Below are 21,017 nucleotides of genomic sequence, written 5' to 3'. Positions count from 1 at the left end.
GTCTATGTGACGATTGTTTCTAAAAGAAATAAGCGTGGTAGATAATTTCCTGCAAGATCTAGTTAAAAGCAAATGGAAATAGAAATAATCTAGCATAAAAAATGCCCTGACGAATCAGGGCATGAAGAATAAAACTTGGGTAGATGGTGAATAAGCCTTATCCTAACTATGAATGTAACATAAAACAATACAAGCTAATCACCCATGCAGTAAACTGCTAAAACATTCCGAGCGAATCGTTGGCCACCGCGATTTATCCTCTAACCTGCTCACTCTCCTCTATAAATTGTGAAACAGGAATCTGAATGCGAAAAGGAATACGACCTGCTGACTCGGAAGTGATATAACCTACGACGGTAGCATGACGCTGGTTCATCAAATCAGATGGGCGCGATTGTCCTCGAATGCGAAAACGAATTGAAGCTTCGTAAGCTTGATTTGATTCTGCGGGAAATGTAATCATGATCAACTGATCTAAACTCACATGGATAACAGCATGATCCAGCTTTACTTCTTTGATCACAATATTACGTGTATCTAGACTTATTCTTTTCACTAAAAATAAAAGCGCACCATTCTTTGATTTGCCCGATGGGGAGCTATCACTTTCTAGAGGATAAAATCGATATTGCAATGTCAATGAAGCACGATCTAAAAATTGTCGGGATAGGTTGAATCTCTTCCAAAAATAAAAACCAGCAAAAAGAATCAAAACAGCAATAGAAACAAAGATGTAAAACATATTAATTTAAAATAAAAAATACAGATATTTAATTCCTTAGAAGATGATCAAACTTCTAAAAACTCGAAGGCAAATATAATTTTTACGAAGTCGAGTACCAATTTTACAAAGGGGACAAAAGGGGGACAAAAAAGAGACAGCGTGGCAAATAGCTGGTTTAACAGTATAAAAACGAATGATCAAAAGCTTTATAAAAGAAAATAGGACAATATAATGTCATATGCAAGCATAAGAAAAAAACACACAATTACGCTGATGATCTCTTAACCTAAAGATTAAAAATTGACTATAGAAGATTAAATACAGAGCTCAGCAATACGGTGGGCAGTGATGTGACAAGGACTGGTCAATGACTCAGTAATCGAGTAATAGGCAGATCTCTTCGTTGGTTAATTTTTTATTCCCCCAATTTCTCTACCAGCGTTGCCACATGGGGGTGGCGCAGATAAAGTTCGGCACAAGCTTTGGCATCGGATAATGCCTCATGATGATTGAGCGTGATGCCCAACACTTCACAGCAGGCGTTTAGACGGGCAGGTTTAAAACCTTTATTACGATAGATCTTGTAGGTACACTCCCACATTTCGGCCAATTGGAGTTCTTCATAAGATAGCCCATAATAAAGCATCGTCTTACGCAGGACATTGCGGTCGAACAGCTCATTGTGCGCAATCATTAATTTATTTGCCAATAAAGCTTTGATGGATGGAAACAGTTCCTTAAATGTTGGTGCATGTTGCGTATCTCGAGGTTTGATACCATGCACACGTGTCGTCTGCCACATATACTCATTGCGTGGAGGCTGGATCAAGGAATAAAATTCATTGGTAATGATACCCGATTCAACGGTCACGATACCAACTGCACAGGCACTATTTTGATGCCCTGTTGCTGTTTCAAAATCTATCGCTGTAAATGTTAAATCTGATGTCATGCCTTACTCCTATCCCAGCAAAGGTAAACAATATCCCTTGAGATTTAAAATGAAATCAATACCTGTACTTCTCCTTCCACTTGTCGCGTAAGCCCTGCCTTAACTTTTCTTCCTGCGGATTTTTACCGGGCTCGTACAAGGTCATACCGCTCAGTTCATCCGGTAAAAATTCTTGGATCACAAAATTACCTGGGTATGCATGTGCATACTTGTATTCCGCACCATAATTCAGCTGTTTCATCAATTTTGTAGGTGCATTGCGCAAATGAAGAGGTACAGAAAGATCGCCCGTTTGCTTCACCACTCCCTGAGCTTTATTAATGGCTTCGTAAGAGGCATTGCTTTTAGGTGAACTTGCCAAATACGTTACTGCTTGCGCCAGGATAATCCGCGACTCGGGCCAGCCGATGACATTTACGGCCTGAAAGCAAGTATTGGCCAATAACAAGGCGTTGGGATTGGCATTGCCGATGTCTTCAGATGCTAGAATCAGCAATCGCCTAGCAATAAAAGAAGGATCTTCCCCCCCTTCGATCATACGTGCCAGCCAATAAATAGCGGCATTGGGATCTGATCCGCGGATCGATTTGATAAAAGCAGATATGATATCGTAATGCTGCTCGCCTGTCTTATCGTAAATAGCCATATTCTGCTGCACCTGTTTCAATACGAACGCATTGGTAATGGGTTCATGATGCAGGACTGCGGCATTACTGACCAATTCGAGTACATTGAGAAGCTTACGTGCATCTCCCCCAGATAATCTTAAAATGGCCTCGTATTCTTCAATCTCAATGTTTAATGTTTTGAGGTATTCGTCTTCATTTAATGCTTTTTCGATCAGGCCGATCAGATCTTCGCTGCTTAAATGTTCAAGCACGTAGACTTGACAGCGAGACAATAGAGCCGATATCACTTCGAATGATGGATTTTCTGTGGTCGCTCCGATAAGGGTAACCAGTCCCCTTTCCACAGCCCCCAACAACGAGTCCTGCTGTGATTTGGAAAAACGATGAATCTCATCAATAAACAAAATGGGCTGTTCTTGATTAAAATCCATCAAAGGTTGCTCCTGATTGATATTCATCAGCTTTTCCGCTTTTTCAATGACGTCACGAATATCTTTGACTCCAGACTGAATCGCACTTAAAGAAAAAAATGGGCGCCCCAGCTCTTTGGCCATCAAAAGTGCCAAACTCGTTTTTCCAACCCCGGGAGGGCCCCAGAGTAACATAGAAGGAATATTTTTTTGTTGAATGGCATGATATAAAACCGCATCGTGACCGATAATATGTTGCTGTCCAACATAATCTTCCAATTTCTTGGGACGCATGCGCTCTGCCAGTGGAATTCGTGTAGCCATACATCAAAAGTAAGAAGATATTAGCAATTGTTCATTTACTTCACAATCAATTTATGGAATTCAAAAATTTGGCTATTTTTGGATGAGCATTTTATATAGGAGACCTTCAACAGTAACCTTACTCTTTGAAACCAGATGAGCAGCATTCCTGCTGGCGGTATCATCGCCTTACTCATAAAAACCGACTAAAAAGAGCTCATGGATAGAAATAAGAACTTAAACTCATTAACGATTTATTTTGATGAACAAAAAACGAATTTATATACAAGATTGGCTAGGACAACATCCTTATCAAGGGAGATCGGATGCCGATCGTTATTATTTACAAGTAGCCAATGACATACACGATGCGCTAAGCACATTATGGTTTGACGAAGAAGAAACGGATGCTCTGATCAGACCTGAAATTATAAAAACGCTCAGCGTTTATTTGACCTGCTACCTCGAGGATGTCGTATCTGGAACAAAGCTTTTTGATGCCTTTAGGACAGAGCACAAAGCGCTATATGGCAAGATGCTTCCATTTTTTGAGGATCAGGAATTAACAGATTATTATCCAGAAGATATCAATCCACAGGATGTACTGGTGCTTTCATGGTTATTTTTCAGCGAACGTAATCCGCATCTTTTCTTAGATAAAGAAGGGCGTTTACTTGCCCTAGTTACAGATCTTGCTTATGCGGTATTGGAGGAACATTATGAGGTCGCTCCGGAAAACTCCTTACTACAAAAGGAATATGCTCTGGCAGCGGATGCTAATTATCTGGAAGTTCGCAATTTTGCCGAAAAGGTGATCGCAACCAATTATATCACGGGAGGCTATTACTACAACAGTTTGATGCAACATATGGATATAGCCGACTTGGGTCGCTATCAACATGATCCTGCGTACTTAAATCAAATGACTTTCCGTGTGCGGGACAATCACTTTGTTTTCTTCCGCTTACATCTATTGGGCTTAAAATCTTGCGAATTTGTTGCCTCGACTCTATCACCTGCACATCCGCGATATGAGCAGGTGCGCGATATTGGAAAACGGATCGATAGCTTTTTTGAATTTGAAAAATTGGAGAAAGAGCGTCTACAATTGAAGCACTTGACAACAGGTGAAATCTTTTTTGTCAATCAAAATTCGATTCAAAACTTTCAAGAGCCCCAAGCTGCTCAATTGTTCTATATGGAGATCGTACCTTGGCAAGATGCCTGGAACCTATCAGGAATGATGTCTGCTGTTGAAGCTGATCAGATCGATCTGACGGCTGACCAAGAAATAGATCAAGCGTATTTGGTGGAAGCACTAAAGGGCAAAAGGACGCATATCGAAAAGGCAGAACAACAAGTGGAGGATGTAAAAGCATTGTTTAATGAAAAGCATGACGGTCTTCTGGCATTTATGACGGAAGCTGAAATTGCGGGTTACATCCATGAACTCACCACAGCATACCGCGAGCAAGTAGGGCTACCGCTAATCGAAGAGGTAACGAATCCAAATGCATCAAAAGATACTCCGGTGACCGCATTCTATAATCCGAAAATAGGTCTAGAATTTTTTGGTGGCATCGAAAACCTCTTTCCCTTGAAAAATAATCCATTTTTTGTGGAAGAGCCAAATGAACCAACAAATTATGCGCAAAACTTACTGCAGCTCTTGGTGCAGAAGTTTTTCTCAGTTGGATTGGTACAGCATTATTATGAATTGTACGAAAAGGAAATCAATGAGCAGTTTTTCTATTCATTAACGCGAGAAACATTGGATTTTCTCATTCGCTTTTACAAGAGCGATACCTATCACAATCAGCCACATGTGATGATTAGATAGTAAAATAGTAACCAGTTACGTAGTGACTAGTAAAAAGTAACGAAGTAATGATCTACTTCGTTACTCCGTCACTATTTTTACTCCGTTACTTATTAAGCAAAGGAAAATCACTCGTTTCTACATGTGCTTTTACTATAATTTTGCGCAACGCTATCACTTTTTGAGGATGACTAGCTGCCACATTATTTTGTTCCTTAGGGTCTTGCTTTAGATTATACAGTTCAGCAACAGGATTTCCACTTCTGACTTTTTGCAAAATCAATTTCCAATCACCTTGACGCACCGCTTGACGGCCGCCATCTTCATGAAACTCCCAATATAAGTAATCATGCTGCTTTTGCTTTTTAGGTTTTCCAAGTAATGTCGGAACAAACGAAATACCGTCTGTATATTGCGGTTTTCCTGCCTGCGCAACTTCTGCTAGAGTGGGCATCACATCCCAAAATGCGCCTAAGTAATTGGAAGTAGATCCGGGAGTCACCTTTCCGGACCAATAGACGATAAAAGGAGTTTTTACACCTCCTTCATAGAGGTCTCTTTTGTATCCGCGCAATCCAGCTGAACTATTGAAGAAATCTGGATCAGCACCTCCTTCACGATGTGCTCCGTTGTCACTGGTAAAAACAATAATGGTATTGTCCAATAAATCCAACGCTTTGAGCTTAGCAACAATTTGTCCCACCTGTGCATCCATGCGGCTGACCATACTGGCATAAGTAGCACGTGGCTTAGCTACAGAGGCATATCCCGGAATGGTTGCTGCAGGACCATAATCATTGCCCTTGTGCGCTTTTTCTTCAAATTTATCGGCATATTGGGCATAAAACTGATCATCAGGACCTGATAATTCGGCATGAGGCAATACTGTCGGAACATATAGGAAAAAAGGGCGATCCTTATTGTTTTCAATAAATTCTAATGTTTTTTCTTGGATTAGCTCTGGGGCATACTGCCCTTTGGCCATCAGACCATGATTTCCCTGTAGCTCGATACGCTCTTGATTGTGCCACAGATGAGTAGGATAATAACGATGAGATTGTCGCTGACAGTTATAACCATAGAATTCGTCGAATCCCTTGCGGCTTGGAGACCCGTAAGTATCCACCATCCCTAATCCCCATTTGCCAAATGCACCTGTCGCGTACCCCGCCTTTTGCAAGAGCATCGCGATCGTCTGCACCGAGTCTGCTAAAGGTTGCTGTCCCTCGGGTTCTAATTCTTTATTGCCGCGGACTGGCGTATGTCCAGTATGTTGACCCGTCATCAGAGCGGATCGGGATGGAGCACAAACAGAGGTGCCGGCATAAAAATTGTCAAAACGCATGCCCTCTTTTGCTAAAGCATCCAGATGTTTTGTTTCTATGATCTTTTGCCCATAAGCCCCTAGATCACCATACCCCAAATCATCGGCCATGATAAAGACAATGTTGGGTCGATCGCTTTTCTTTTGTGCTATTGCGATGCTGCTCAACGCAAAAAACAACGCAAATAGTGCTGGTTTTTTCATTTTAATGGTTTTTATAATATATGTTCTTTCCTTCAAAAAGTAAAGTAACGTTCAAAGATAAAATAACGTGTCATGCAATAGGCATGCTGCTTATATTGAAATCAATACTTCATCCGCTATAGCAGATGAAGTATTGCCCCGATCCGAAAGTAAAAAACTAGCATCATAGCTTAAAAATATGATGATAAAAAGTAATTGTGTAATAGCAAAAAGTTACAATCATCCTATTAAACACCTTTGTCAATCAAAATATATTTTCCTTAAGATAGCGATGCTAGAAAGGGAATATTCGGCTACCATTCTGGATTTTGTTTCAAATTTGTATTTTGAACCAACTCTGCAGATGGGATAGGGTATAAATAATAATACGTCAAAAATGGACTTGGAGCCTTTCCTTCGTACGAAATATATCCTTGGGTCTGATTATTTTCAATGGGTATAGGAGCATTTGCAGGAACATCTACACCTTTTGTAATATAACGTCCACGTTTTAAAGCTACTGCATAATCCATTTTTTTCCAACGACGTAAATCATCAAAACGGAATCCTTCACCCATCAATTCAACCGCCCTCTCCCGACGAATCTCCCACAATTGTGGCGCTACTGTAGCATCACGTGTCGGATCGCTCTGTATATTGGTCAACTGTAAAGCTGCAACTCCACCTCGAGCCCGCAAAGGATTGATCGTTTGATTGGCAATAGATTGATCAAACTCGCCCAATTCAAATTTAGCCTCGGCATAAGATACCAGTATCTCACCCATCCTGAAAATAGGAGCATCATTGATGTCTTGATTCTGAATACGTTGAATCTTGTTGCTGAATTTATAAAAGCGATAACCCGTAAAACTTACGCTAAAAGGCTGTCCTAAGTTGTTGTCAAAAAAATGAGGTTCTTGTTTTAGGATTAATCCTTCCCAATTCATCCACGGAAGCGTTTTGCGTTTGTCAACAGACAATCGAGCCATCAGGTCAATATATTCCCGATCCTTGACATCATTGGTATATTTCCACGTATATGTTGGATGGCTAGCATCAACTTTATAAGGTGGTGGCACTGTGAAGTAGAGTCTACTGTCTCGATTACGAAACTCATCGTAAGGATTTTTATCTCCAGCAAATTGCGGGCTTGACCAGCGGCTCTGCCCGTCTTTCATTAAGTAAAGATCTACCGCAGTCTTGGTCAAATCCCATCTTCCAGAAGAATTTCTTGCTAAAGAAGCTAGCGAATGGGTGATCTGATTTTGTTCATACTGTTTATAGAGTAACACTTCTGAAACATTTGCCAAAGACTCGCTATTAAATAACTGATCATAATCGGCCATTAATGGAAGATTGGCAGCGATCAGTTTCGAAGCCGCATCTGCCGACAGACGCAGATATTTTTCTGCTTGACCAAGCTGATGATATTTACGCCAAGTACCTTCACGAAGCCCAAAGCGAGTCGTCAGAGCCAGCACCACATGCTTATTAATGGTATTTGGTCCATCACCGTTTACCTTGATATTTTCTGCAGCATAGCTAAGTAATGCCTCGATTTTGGCAGCCAATTCATCTCGTGTAAGCGGGGTACCATATAAAACTTCTTTATCCCCATCGCTGATCGCATTTTCAACCCAAATGGCAGTACCATATTTATTTAAAAGATCCATATACTGATAGGCTTTGAAAAAATAACCGATGCTCCGAATATGTTTCTTTTCAATATCGGTTAAATTACTGGCCAAATCGATGTTGTCCAACAAAATATTGATACTTCTGATCTGAACAAACGGGAGGCTATAATCATCCGATTTGGAAGGAACTACGATCCGCTGCCAGATCCAATCTGATGTCCCATTTGCATTCGCATTGGCAAATAGATCGCCATGGAATTCGGAATTGGGAACAGCGTTACTATAACCTGGAAAAGTCCCATAAAACTGCCAAGCGTAAGAAATAAAATTGTTGTAATTGGTAAAAGTACTATTTTCGGTCAGTGTGCCCTCAGGCTCTAAGTCCAATAGATTAGAACAGCTTAGCAAGGAACCGCTAAGGCATAGTCCTAGGGTATATAATATAATCCGATTTTTCATTGTTCGATACGATTTAAATTGAGTGGTCCATTAAAACGTGACATTTACGCCAAAGCTATATTTCTTCAAGAAAGGATAAATACCTCCTGATCCCAGATCTTGCCCATCGGCCTCCATTCCTTTTGGCATGTGATCTGCCTTAAAGAGATTCTCTCCTGAAACAAAAAACTTGATATTGTCAACTGCTTTTGAACGCAATACATTTTTCGCCAAGGTATATGCTAGGGTGATATTACGTACGCGTAAATAGGCTCCATTTGATAAATATTTTGTTTGTACCCGTCGATTAGCTCCTGTATTTAGACCTGCATTGGCATACACACGTCCGTATTCTGCATCTGTATTTTCTGGCGTCCAATAATCGAGATTATGTTGGTATAAAGTCCCAAACTCATTATTATAAGGCCACATCAAAAAATTACTAAGCCATAGATCGCGCTTGCCTACGCCCTGCAAAAAGACCGATAGATCAAAGTTTTTATAATTAAAGAAAGCATTGACTCCAAATTGATATCTTCGATTGTTATTGCCGATCACTTTCATATCCCCGGGATCCGTCACGGTACCTGTACCCGAAAAGAGGATACCATCACCATTTAAATCGGTATACAGCATGTCTCCAGGGTTTTGTTTCACGCCTTTAAAAGCAGGAATACCTGATTTTAATGTACCATTGATCAGCTGCGGATTTAATGAATTGTCTTCAAAATCTTGTGTGGTATAAAAACGATCGGAGACATAGCCCCAGATTTCCCCTATTTCTTTTCCTTCGTAATAGCCATCGATCAGTCCCGCACTATTTTCAATACGCGTGATGTAGCCCCTGTTGTCTGAAAGATTGAACGTGAAACCATATCTAAAATCTTTAATTTGGTCTTTCCAAGAAAGTTCCCACTCCCAGCCTTTGGACTCCAGATCGGTGGTATTTTGAAACGGAGGAGCTGAACCTAAAACTGCTGGCAAATCTGCTCCTTGATATAACATGCCGATTGTTTGACGGCGAAACCAGTCAAAACTCGTGGTCAAACGATTATTTAAAAGCGCAATATCAACCCCCACATTTAACGTCCGTACCTGTTCCCAAGTAAAGGTCGAGCTAATCAGATTGGGAGCATTGATGGTTAAATAACGGACTCCCGTAGTGGGATCTATCCAATTCGTATTGCTCGTTGTCATCTGCGGAATAACAGGGAAATAAACCTGCCCGCCCACATTGTTGAGAACAACTTGATTACCGATGGAACCGTAAGAACCTCTAAATTTGAGCAATGGAATGCTATTTTTCAAATCGGACATAAATCCCTCTTCTGTCACATTCCAGCCTGCTGATACAGAAGGAAAGAAACCAAATTGACTTCCTTTTTGGAATCGTGAGGAACCATCCAATCGGCCATTGACCTCTAATAGATATTTATTCTGATAATCATAATTAATACGCCCGAAGTAACCTAAAACAGCATATTGACCAAAGGAGTCCGCTGTGGTCTGTGTACCAGTACTCGTACCTAGTGATGGAGAGTCTGGACTGAGAACACCGAATCGCCTAGCCGAAAAATTTTCTGAATAGCTTTTTTCATAATTGGCTCCCGCTAATACTTTAAAATGATGTTCCGCAATCGCGTGGCTATAACTGGAATAAATATTTAACGCATTGTAATTGATGAGTGTATTGCTACGCTCGTAAAAATCGTTATTAAATAAATATTCGGGATTAAAATTATTGGGGTTCATATAACGATGCTTATTTTGCGCATACTTGCTGTTATTGTTGGTCTTGCTAAAAGTATATTCTAAAGCAATATTCCACCCTGGCAAAGGGTTATAGTCCAATTTTCCGAATAACCTCAAATTATCATTGTAATTTCGGGTTGGATCTTCATATTTGAGATAGTTATTGGGAGTCCCAAAGGGTATGCTATTGCCGTCGCTATCTGTCGTCTCCCCAGGGTTGAGATAAGACCCAAAACTTAAAGCACGATAAAACATCTCCCCAAAATTTGCAGGTGTATAGCGCTCATCGTTTTTATATAAGATATTGGCACTGATATTCAGATTTTTCTTTAACTCTGCACCGACATAAGCATTGAGATTGTAGCGCTTGTAACTATCTTTTCGGGTCGTCATGATACCATCTTCATCACTGTACATACCTGAAAGACGATACGCTATTTTCTCGGAACCTCCTTGAATAGAAAGATTATGCAGATGCTCGAAGCCTGTTTGAAATACCTCTTTGTAAAGATCATATTCGCGCAAAGGATATTTCGTTCCATTGACTTCCGTTATTCCATCTGGATAGCTATTGGGATTGACTTGATAGTCTTTGAGCTTTTCTAACCATGTGTCTACATTTTGTCCAGCCCAATTGGAGGTATTACCAAAATCTTTTAGCGCTTGTACAAACTGCAAAGGACTGGCCTTTTCGGGTAAGGTAGAAGGACTGCTCCAAGTCAAATTGCTGGAGTAATTAATTTTGGTTGGTTGATTTCTAGCGCCTTTTTTGGTTGTAACCAATATGACCCCAAAGGCAGCTCGAGCACCATAAATAGATGCCGCAGCAGCATCTTTTAACACGGTAACGTTTAAAATGTCTTTGGGGTTGACATCATCCATATTCATAGGCACATTATCAACCAGAATTAGTGGAGAACCACCATTGATGGATGTCACACCCCGAATATTCAAATCGGTCCCCGTTCCTGGTCTTCCTCCACCAAAAGTGACCTGCAAACCGGGCAGAGCACCCTGCAATGCTTGAGAGCTACTGCTCACAGGTCTATCACCCAAAACTTTATCCATTTCTACGGAAGAAACAGCACCGGTTAGGTTTGCTTTTTTTTGTGTACCATAACCCACAACAACAACCTCAGCTAACGAAGTGAGATCTTCTTGTAGCGTAATGGTCATAAAAGATTGACTAACTTTTATTTCCTGACTGATGAAGCCTACATTGCTAATCAATAAAATGGATGTGGCCTCATTGACCTTTAATGAAAATTCACCCTTATCATCTGTACTCGTGCCCCGATCTTTATTCTTTTCAACGATCGTAACTCCTGCCAATGGCATTCCCTGACTATTCAAGATCTTGCCTTTTATGGTGATTCCCTGCACAGGATTTTTCACAGGTGTAATCACATAAGTAACACCATCATAACTGCTTAGGGTCAGGTTAAATTGATTTAAAAGTGGAATAAGTGCATTATTCCAGGCTTGATTTTCTACAGCAACAGAGGAAAGATTCTTATTTGAAACCAGATTATCAAAATATACAAACTTGACGTTTGTCTGTTTTTCGATGGTTTTCAAAACGGTCTTTAAATCTGTATTTCTAATTTTCAAAGAAACTTTCTCTTGCGCACTTGTACTTATTCCGAAAACCTTTACTGCAAAAGCAAAAGTGAGCGCAACTGTTAGCTTAGTCATTAATGCATATTTAATGGTGCTAGATTTTGGTACACAAAATCCCTGACCATGTAAATTTTTTTTCATAGTTTTAACTTTAGTATGGAACCATAGCGTACTTATCTTTCTCAGGGACAGGGTACGCTTTTCATGCTTACTCAGGATACACCTTAGGGTGTATCCTTTGGCTTTAATAAAGACTTTTAAGTATTGTTGTATATCATAATTGCTCAGGTTTTAATGTATAATAATTGAATCATGTTGTTTCTTAACTTGGATATTAGGATTCGCTTGCTGAAGGATAAGCAGAATCTGATCAAGACGATAACCTTCCATGTTACCACTGAAAATAAATTGTTCTAGATCAGGATTTTCAATTGCAATGGAAACATTATACCACTTGCTCAATTTGGAAATGACCAAAGAGAGTGGATCAGCATGGAAAGAAAGTTTATTTTGCAGCCATAACGTCTCTGAGGGCATCACTTCTCCTTCTTGAATCGTTAATTTGGAATGTTGAACTTCCCGCGCTGGCCTTGCTTGAATGGCATTTGCTTTTGACAATGCCGCAGAACGGAAAGTGACTTTATCCCCCGGTTTAAGGGTTAAAGATTGGGCTTGATGATCGACTTTCATTGTTATTGCTCCCTCAACCAGCGAGGTAGCAGTGTTGTCTTCATCGGGATAAGCACGGATATTAAATTTTGTTCCAAGGACCTTTACCTCTGAATCTTTAAATTCTACAATAAAAGGATGTTCGCGATCATGAGCAACAGTAAAAAAACCTTCACCCTCTAATTTAACACGGCGCTCGACCTTACCAAATGAATCTTCAAGATATAATTTACTATCACCGTTTAACCAAACTGTCGTACCATCGGACAAATTAATAATCTTTTTCTCCCCTCTTTTACTAACGTATTGTTGCGCATATTTTGTCTGGGGCTGCATCTGATAAAGATAGAAGGAAAGTACCATCAACAAGGGAACGATCACGGCTGCTGCCACATACCGGACCTGATACCATGATTGCGGTTTTTGAGGCATTAAATCAGATACCATAATCTTACTGTCCTCAGAATGCTGTATAGTTTTTTTGTGATCTCCCCACATCCTCATTTGATCCGTATGATCAATTTTGGTTAAAATGGATTGAAACACCTCCTCCTCATTTTCTTTTTCTGTAGAAGGATTAGATTTAATATGGACATAGTCAAAAAGAACTTGATTTTTCGAATCAGATTGGAGTAATTGCTGAAACTGTCGATTTTCTTCAATGGACAATTGTCCTTGAAGGTACTTATTTAGTAAGGTAATAAATTGGTCTTGCTCCATAAACTCGTTGATTCTACCATAATGATCCAAATCCAACAAGAAACCACCAACAGCTTTTTAGTTTTTTTTATAATCAACTGTAATTCAGAGCAATATTTTCATTACCCAATACTTCTCGTAATCTTCTTAATGCAAGTTGCATATGGCGGTCAACAGTATGAACGCTGATCTCCATAATCTCTGCAGCGTCTTTGTAACTACAATCTAAGTCTTTGACTAAGGTAAAAGCCATTCTGCATTTAGAAGGTAAGTGAGCTATTGCTGATTCTATTAATGCAAGATGTTCTTGGGAGATAAGTACCTGCTCGGGGGTAAGCATATGATATTCGAAATTGATAATTTCTGAAATATCAACCTGTTGCGGTAATCTTTCCAGATATTTAATTGCATTGTTGCGAACAGCCTTGTACAGGTAGGTATTAATCTGGTCAATAGCCATTAAATCTGCTTCTAATGTCCACACTTTCAAGAAAATATCAGCGATAATATCCTCCACTGCGGGTTCGGATTTAACCATCCCCCGTCCAAACATTTTGAGATCGTTATAAAAATATAAAAAGAGTTTTTTGAAAGCCTTTGTATCACGCTCCATAGCGATTGCATAACGCAATTCTTTCCAAGGAAATATTGATGAATAATGGCTTTGCATGAGGTTTTTTAATTCAGATTTTTATTCGCGATTTTAAAGTTATAAATTTTTATTGGAAGGAGGAAATAGCCATAAATCCGTTTCCAATCTTGAAAATTTAATTTTTTCGTAAAAAACAGGTACACTCAGCGTTCTAGTTATCCCTTTAACGATATTTTACACATTTTTTCTCCATATTTGCAATAACCTCACTAACAGCAGGGATATACATGATTAAAAAGAAATATTGGAAAATTACTTTTCTTACCAGTACCTACCTTTTGATAGGTTGCTTCATGTCGTATGCTCAGGAATCAATCGCAGATAATACGAATGCCATCATCAAGTATAATCGTGATTTTAAAGGTATAGGCCCGAAGGTCTATATTCTCCCTCCTCCTAAGAGCAAAACAGAACAATTAATAGAGCTATTTGACAGTAGTACCAGAAAAGATTTTGCAAAAAAAATAGCTCAGGAACTGCGGTATAAAACATTGCTCACACAAATCAAAAGTGTGACAGATCAAGCACAATTTCAGTACTTAATTCATCCAGTCCCTGCAGATATAGACAAATGGAATGAACTATTGGCGCGGATCAAAGTGCAATATGATGATATCGCAAACTATACACTGCTCAATGAGGCTGGCTTATTTGCGGTGAATAACAATTTAACTGATCAAGCAATCGCTTATTTTGAAAATGCGATCCAAATCGCAGCAAAAGCAAACAATAAACAAGATAAAACGATACTGAATCAGAATTTAGCTGTTGTCTTACTTTATGCAGGAAAATTTGAAAAAGCGGAACGTGCTGCACAGGAAAATCTGAAGTCTGCTGTCCTATCAAAAAATTATCATGATCAAGCAAATGCGTGGATGCAAATTGCTTTGGCCAAAGGTGGGATGAAAAACTATGATGGCGCAGAACAGGATATCATTAGAAAAGCCATACCCCTTTACAATAAATCAAAGGCTTATGAAGGTAAGATCGTGGCTTGGCAGCAACTCGCACAAGTATACTTTGATCAAAATAAATTTACCGAAGCGCAATGGTTTTTACTGCAGGCGCAACAACTCGCAGAAAGTAAAAAATTCACCAATGAATTAGCTGCAATAGAATATGTATTGGCTTCGTCCAAACTTTTAGACAACAATATCAAAATTGCAAAAAAAGAATTCTTGTCAGCACTTTTAATGGCACGGGAAAGAAAGGATATACATCTTGAACTTGCCGTTTTAGATAAACTTGGGGAGGTTTACATTCGTCTAAAAGACTATAAAGAAGCAGAAAATACGTATCAAGATTTTACAAAACTGAAGACATCTTTTCATCAAGCTATAGATTAGTGAACTACAGCTTGATGAAGAGCTCTTTACTTCAAAACTTCTTCCAAGAAAACGATTAGATGTTTCCATGAGCGCTGTGCTGCTAAGGGATGAAAATCAGCACTGGCAGGATTAGTAAAAGCATGTTTAGCATCGGCATAATAAATCATTTGCCAATCTGCATGAGCTGTTTCCACTTCCTTTCTAAAATTTGAAATTTCTTGATCGGAAACATGGGGATCTGCTGCACCATGAAGTACTAATATTTTAGTGTTAAGTGCTCCATCTGGACGGCTACCTTTGCCCAGGTTGCCATGAACAGAAATAACACCCTGCACTTCTAAGCCCGCTCTTGCAGCCTCTAAGGCTCCCGTTCCACCAAAACAGTAGCCCATAACAGCTAGACGACGTGGACTTGCTCCAGCCTTCAACAGCTGCTCCAAAGCGAGACGAATCCTTCTTTGATAGGCTTGATAGTCCAGCTTATATTTACCTGCCTGCTGCCCTGCTTCAGCTGCATTAGTCGGTTTATTACCTTCTCCATAGATATCAGCAACAAAGGTCATGTACCCCTCCTTGCTCAATTGAACGGCAGCTTGAGTAGCTTCGTCATCGATACCCATCCAAGCTGGAAGAATTAAGACACCAGGAGCACCTTCGCCCGCATCGGTATTGAGCAATCCGGTTAAGACTTGATCTCCATCTTGATATCGAACGTTTTTAAGCTGTCCGAAACTCGCCTCTGTGACGCAAAAACATAGAATTGTCATTATTAAATTTTTCATATGATTATATTAGGTATGAATTCCTTATCGTGGTATGAAATGAACATCTTACATCCAATTTTGTTTAGTTCATGTATCGATCTTGATTCTAAACCGATCATGTGTTGCTATTAGCTATTCCTTACTGCTGCTATGACCCATAAATAACGACTACGGAGATCACTCTGATTCATTTTTTGGTCGTAAGCAGAAGATGCTTTGGGAACATATACGATTGAATTATAAGCCAGCTGAAGCTTGTGATCCTCTTATAACATTATTATTACAGCATAAATTGCTTACTGGATAAAGATACTTAAATTCACTAAAATGAGTTATTATTACAAGAAATATAAATAGTGGAGATTTTTCAGATAAAGTATCAAATAAATTTGTTGATTTGTTAAAATTATGAACTGAAATTCTTTAAATTTAGCTCTTTGGATTTAAAGCGCTATCTCATATATTAAAAATGACTATTAAAATTATAGAAAATATGTTTAAAAAGCTAATATTCACCCTTTTTGTTATTTCGATCGTCTCCTGTGGCTCGAAGCCGAGAGTTAATCTAACCGAAGTAGAAGGAGGTTTAAAGCCTAGCGCACAACACGAAGTCATCGCAAAAGAAGTTGCAGGACTCTTAGAATCTACCAGTTATAAAAAAGTACAACTGAATGATTCCATTTCAAAGATTGTTTTTGACAATTTAATAAAGACATTGGATCAAGGAAAAAACTACCTATTACAATCCGATATCGATGAATTTCAACAATATCGCAATACGATCGCCCAAGATTTTAGAAATGGTGATCTATCTGCTCCGTTTCATATTTTCAATGTGTACTCTAAGCGCTATTTGGAACGCATGCAGTATGCGCTCAAACAAGTGGATGTTAAACAAGATTTTACATTGGATGAATATTTCCTTCCGAGCAGAGAGAAATTAGGCTGGTTCAAAAACACGGCGGAAGCTGACACGCAATGGAAGCATCGTGTGAAATATGATTTGTTGAATCTGGAAATGACCACTGCTAAAAAAACAGATAGCACGGAAACCAAACAAAGAGAGACCTTGCGTAAACGTTATAACAATTTGATCTCTCAGGGTAAAAAAACAAATTCAAATGATGCATTTCAGTTAATCATGACTGCATTGACAGATGCTGTAGATCCGCACACCTCATACTTCAACCCTTCTTTTGCACAAGCTTTTAATGAAGGCATGGCCAATACGTTTGAAGGAATTGGTGCACGATTGACGATTGACAATGAAATGGTGACTATCAGTGAAATTATCCCTGGAGGTCCTATCTTTAAAGATAAAAGCTTAGCCATAGATGATAAGATCGTAGGTGTAGCACAGGGAAAAGACGGTGAATTTGAAGATATCATTGGGTGGAGATTGGATGCTGCTGTAGCAAAAATCAAAGGTCCTGCAGGAACTCTTGTACGATTGAAAATTATACCTGCTGGCCAACCTATAGGCGCACATCCTAAAATAGTATCGCTAACCAGGGAACGCATCGTCGTGGCTGAGGAGTCTGCTAAAAAAGAGATCTTAAATGTAAAAGGAGTAGATGGTAAAACTTACCGTGTTGGTGTCATCAATATTCCAAAGTTCTATATGGATTTTGAGGCATACCGCAAACGTGATCCAAACTACAAAAGTACAACGCGTGATGTGCGGTTATTATTGGATACGCTGAAACAAGAAAAAGTAGATGCAGTATTGATCGACTTGCGATTTAACGGGGGTGGATCTCTACCAGAGGCGATCGATCTGACCGGTTTATTCATTGACAAAGGACCAGTCGTACAAGTACGTGATGTCCGCAATTCAATTGATGTTGAAGAGGATCGCAATGCAGGTGTATCATGGGATGGTCCATTAGGTGTTATGATCAATCGTTTTTCAGCTTCTGCTTCCGAAATTTTTGCAGGTGCTATACAGGATTATGGCCGTGGAGTCATCTTAGGTTCGCAATCATACGGTAAAGGTACCGTACAGTCTGCGGTCGATATGTCGCGCGTGATCAGCCCTACAAGTAAATTATTATTGAAAGCACAACAAGAGAAAGATCCGGACACCCCAAATGGAGCACCTGAATACGGTCAGATCAATATTACATTAGGTAAATTTTACCGTGTAAATGGTAGCAGCACGCAACATAAAGGAGTAAGTCCTGATGTGACTTTTCCAACACAATATTCTGCAGAGAAATTTGGCGAAAGTTCGGAACCATCCGCTTTACCATGGGATCAAATTAAATCAAGTACCTATAAAAAAGTAGCCGATTTAACGCAGATCAATAAAAAATTGGAGCAAGAGCATGAAGCAAGAATGAAAAACTCAACCGAGTACAAGTTTTTATTGGAAGATATTGCTACGTTTGAAAAACGTGACGAAGAAACCAAAATACCATTGCAACTTGATAAATTTAAAAAAGAACGTGACGATAATCAAAAGAAAAATAGAGATCGTGTAAATGCATTATTGAAACAAAGAGGCTTACCGCTATGGGAAGAAGGAAAACCTCAACCTAAGATGGAGTTTGACTTTGTACAGGAGGAAAGTGCTAAAGTGATGACAGACTTCATCATCCAAGAGAAGAAGTAAGAAATCGAATAAAGAAAAAGAAGGGGCTGATCAATACTGATCAGCCCCTTTCTTATATATTAAAGGTAGATTAAGGACTTATTTTCCGGCAGCGTACTTGAAATATTTGTTGATAGTGACTGGTAATTTACCTGTTGTCACATACTGCCCAAGTATTGCTTTGGCAACAGCTCTTTGCATAAACTCATCATTCTGATAAGCCACTAGTATGGTTTTACTCTTGTGTACACCTTTAAAACCATCGATCGCATATGGATTGGTAAAGAACGTCACAATCGATTTTTTAGCTAACTTTTTAACGAGATTTTCCACTTCCTTATTGACAGGCAATTGGGGACGAGGGCGCGAACGTATATCATGAATTGCCAAAATGATTTGCTTATTTTTCTTAACTTCTTTGATGATCTTTTTCAATTCATCCTGACTTGTTTCATCGGTCACATAATACGTTGTCTCATCCGATAGAGCATCTGCCATAATCTGTTGAAAAGCAGCTGGAGATTTTAATCCAATATTAACAATTGCTGTTTTTCCTGATTTTTTAAATGCTCTTATTTTATCTGTTGATTTTAATACAGTAACCGAGGCTTCAGCCAACTGATCGATCAATTGCTTTGCAGAAGTTCTATTCAGATCACCATAAAGGTTGGTCGGATGGACAGCTTGATATTGATCTAAACCTAACCATAATTTAGAGGCAAGTACTTTTTTAACGCGTGCATCTACATCTGCTTGATTAATCCGACCTTCTTGAATAGCTTTTAGGATGAGATCGATAGCACGATTACTATTTTCAGATACTTCCAATAAATCATGTCCAGCTATTATAGCCATAACATCAGCTTCACCATTAGGGAAAAATTTCTTGACACCGTTCATGTCCATAGCATCTGTGACTGTAAGACCACGAAAACCTAATTCTTCACGCAATATACCGGTCACAATAGGTTTTGATATAGAAGAAGGAATATTTGGTGCTGGATCTAAACTCGGAATATTCATGTGCGCGACCATGATCGCAGGTGCGCCCGCTTTGATCAATTCTTTGAATGGAAACATTTCAAGAGCTTCTAATCGATCTTTGCTAAAAGTAAGCTGAGGCAAATCATGGTGAGAATCCACATCGGTATCGCCATGACCAGGAAAATGCTTCAAGGACGAAATAATACCGCCATTCATCATTCCATCCATATACGCTTTCGCTTTTCGGGTTACATTCTCTTTATTGTCACCAAAGGAACGAAAACCGATCACTGGATTTTTGGGATTATTATTAATATCCACTACCGGAGCAAAATTAAAATGCATACCTATGCGGTGAAAATCTTTTGCAACTTCTTGCCCCATTTGATAAATCAACTGATCATTTTGAACGGCTCCTAATGTCATTTGGTAAGGATAAGATAAGGTCGAATCCGGTAAACGCATCCCTAGCCCCCACTCACCATCAAATGTAATCAATAACGGTACTTTAGAAAGTTTTTGATATTGGTTAAACATATCGACGTGACGAACGGGTCCTCCTTGAAAAACAACAAGACCTCCCAATTGCTCATTTTTAACCACCTGAGCAACAGAGTCTATGTAACGCTGCCCAAGATTGGTATGTGCACGTACTAAAAATAATTGTGCTATACGCTCTTTGGGAGTCAATGTGTTAAATACAGAATCTACCCAACTGTGGGGTGAATTGATATACTTGACAAAGTCTTTTTTGTCCTGTGCTTGTGAAAAAGAGATAGATGATGTCAATGCGACGACAACTAGAGCTAGTTTTTTTAACATAATTAGTTTGTATAAAATAGAGTACTAAGAACGGACATTTTTTACACAATAAAAAACAGTTTGTGCAACAAATTTGATAAAACATGCACAAACTTGCAATGATCGTTCAAAAAAACAGATCGAAAATTAGATCAAATCGTATTTTTCTTCGAGGAGAATAGCCAGCTCCATGGCATGATCAAGTTCCCCATTAGCTTCTTTTTTCCAAAGGGTATCGATGACTATTAATAGGAGTTCCGTTTCTAAATCTGGGTTTTTATACCCCAGTTCTTTAAAAGCGCGTACAATAATGGCCTGAACAGGCTTCATGAACTGCTCATGTTGCTGTTTCGAAAAAGGATGATGAGAAAGGCGTTCCTGAAGTTTCCAAAAAATAGGTTCATCCGCAACCAATTTACTAGGGAGATTGATCATCTTACGCAAAAAATCTTTAGAATCGACATAAGTCATCATCCCTTTGTGATGAGTAAGCACTTTGCGATAACCAGCCTTAATCAGGTGCACCAATAGGGCATCTTTATTGCCAAAATGTTTAAAAATCAAGGCTTCAGACACACCAGCATTTTGAGCGATAGCTTTGGTAGAGGTATCTGCATATCCTTGCTCAGAAAATAAATTCAAAGCCTCACGAATAATTTTCTCTTTTCTACTCAATACACTATCTTTCATTTTACAATTCTTTTACTGCATACAAACTTAGATAAATTGTATTTTA

At 39.1% G+C, this 21,017-nt stretch carries 14 protein-coding genes; 3 read left to right on the top strand and 11 right to left on the bottom strand.

Features of this window, described 5'->3' with window-relative positions:
* Positions 1-253: 253 nt before the first annotated feature.
* From MUB18_RS05650 to MUB18_RS05640, 3 genes are all read right to left on the bottom strand, one after another.
* Complete coding sequence (locus MUB18_RS05650; protein ID WP_248755210.1) at positions 254-742, bottom strand: hypothetical protein; 489 nt, start codon at positions 740-742, stop codon at positions 254-256.
* 397 nt (positions 743-1,139) lie between these two features.
* Positions 1,140-1,676 (bottom strand): 3'-5' exonuclease, encoded by a 537-nt coding sequence (locus MUB18_RS05645; RefSeq protein WP_045754045.1) that lies wholly within the window; start codon positions 1,674-1,676, stop codon positions 1,140-1,142.
* Between the two features lie 55 nt (positions 1,677-1,731).
* Positions 1,732-3,039 (bottom strand): replication-associated recombination protein A, encoded by a 1,308-nt coding sequence (locus MUB18_RS05640; RefSeq protein ID WP_248755209.1) that lies wholly within the window; start codon positions 3,037-3,039, stop codon positions 1,732-1,734.
* 241 nt (positions 3,040-3,280) lie between these two features.
* On the opposite strand from MUB18_RS05640, the gene MUB18_RS05635 reads away from it, so the two are divergent.
* Positions 3,281-4,858: a DUF3843 family protein gene (locus MUB18_RS05635; RefSeq protein ID WP_248755208.1), complete on the top strand. Its 1,578-nt coding sequence runs from the start codon at positions 3,281-3,283 to the stop codon at positions 4,856-4,858.
* A gap of 85 nt (positions 4,859-4,943) precedes the next feature.
* On the opposite strand, the gene MUB18_RS05630 is transcribed toward MUB18_RS05635, so the two are convergent.
* The 5 genes from MUB18_RS05630 to MUB18_RS05610 all read right to left on the bottom strand — a co-directional run bounded on the left by MUB18_RS05630 (position 4,944) and on the right by MUB18_RS05610 (position 13,829).
* The gene (locus MUB18_RS05630; protein ID WP_248755207.1) at positions 4,944-6,365 is read right to left on the bottom strand and encodes an arylsulfatase; all 1,422 of its coding nucleotides are present in this window, start codon (positions 6,363-6,365) and stop codon (positions 4,944-4,946) included.
* A gap of 293 nt (positions 6,366-6,658) precedes the next feature.
* Entirely contained in the window at positions 6,659-8,440 is a 1,782-nt protein-coding gene (locus tag MUB18_RS05625; protein WP_248755206.1) for a RagB/SusD family nutrient uptake outer membrane protein, read from the bottom strand.
* Between the two features lie 30 nt (positions 8,441-8,470).
* On the bottom strand, positions 8,471-11,932 hold the full coding sequence (locus MUB18_RS05620) for a SusC/RagA family TonB-linked outer membrane protein (RefSeq protein WP_052627592.1): 3,462 nt from the start codon (positions 11,930-11,932) through the stop codon (positions 8,471-8,473).
* Positions 11,933-12,082: 150 nt separating this feature from the next.
* The gene (locus MUB18_RS05615; protein ID WP_248755205.1) at positions 12,083-13,180 is read right to left on the bottom strand and encodes a FecR family protein; all 1,098 of its coding nucleotides are present in this window, start codon (positions 13,178-13,180) and stop codon (positions 12,083-12,085) included.
* Positions 13,181-13,253: 73 nt separating this feature from the next.
* Positions 13,254-13,829, bottom strand: a complete 576-nt coding sequence (locus tag MUB18_RS05610) for a sigma-70 family RNA polymerase sigma factor (RefSeq protein ID WP_248755204.1) — start codon at positions 13,827-13,829, stop codon at positions 13,254-13,256.
* Between the two features lie 209 nt (positions 13,830-14,038).
* Here MUB18_RS05610 and MUB18_RS05605 point away from each other — a divergent pair, with 209 nt between their 5' ends.
* Positions 14,039-15,157: a tetratricopeptide repeat protein gene (locus MUB18_RS05605; RefSeq protein ID WP_248755203.1), complete on the top strand. Its 1,119-nt coding sequence runs from the start codon at positions 14,039-14,041 to the stop codon at positions 15,155-15,157.
* Between the two features lie 26 nt (positions 15,158-15,183).
* Here the strand turns inward: MUB18_RS05605 and MUB18_RS05600 are convergent, their stop codons facing one another.
* Positions 15,184-15,921 (bottom strand): dienelactone hydrolase family protein, encoded by a 738-nt coding sequence (locus tag MUB18_RS05600; protein ID WP_248755202.1) that lies wholly within the window; start codon positions 15,919-15,921, stop codon positions 15,184-15,186.
* Positions 15,922-16,396: 475 nt separating this feature from the next.
* Here MUB18_RS05600 and MUB18_RS05595 point away from each other — a divergent pair, with 475 nt between their 5' ends.
* A complete protein-coding gene (locus MUB18_RS05595; protein ID WP_094772755.1) occupies positions 16,397-18,517 on the top strand; it encodes a carboxy terminal-processing peptidase in 2,121 nt (706 codons plus the stop codon).
* 78 nt (positions 18,518-18,595) lie between these two features.
* Here MUB18_RS05595 and MUB18_RS05590 read toward each other — a convergent pair whose 3' ends face one another.
* Both MUB18_RS05590 and MUB18_RS05585 read right to left on the bottom strand, forming a co-directional pair.
* On the bottom strand, positions 18,596-20,302 hold the full coding sequence (locus MUB18_RS05590; protein ID WP_248755201.1) for a glycoside hydrolase family 3 protein: 1,707 nt from the start codon (positions 20,300-20,302) through the stop codon (positions 18,596-18,598).
* Positions 20,303-20,428: 126 nt separating this feature from the next.
* A complete protein-coding gene (locus tag MUB18_RS05585; RefSeq protein WP_045754054.1) occupies positions 20,429-20,971 on the bottom strand; it encodes a TetR/AcrR family transcriptional regulator in 543 nt (180 codons plus the stop codon).
* Positions 20,972-21,017 lie beyond the last annotated feature (46 nt).

This window comes from Sphingobacterium sp. PCS056 (assembly GCF_023273895.1).
Taxonomy (GTDB): Bacteria; Bacteroidota; Bacteroidia; order Sphingobacteriales; family Sphingobacteriaceae; genus Sphingobacterium.
This window is presented reverse-complemented; position numbering and strand designations above follow the sequence as displayed.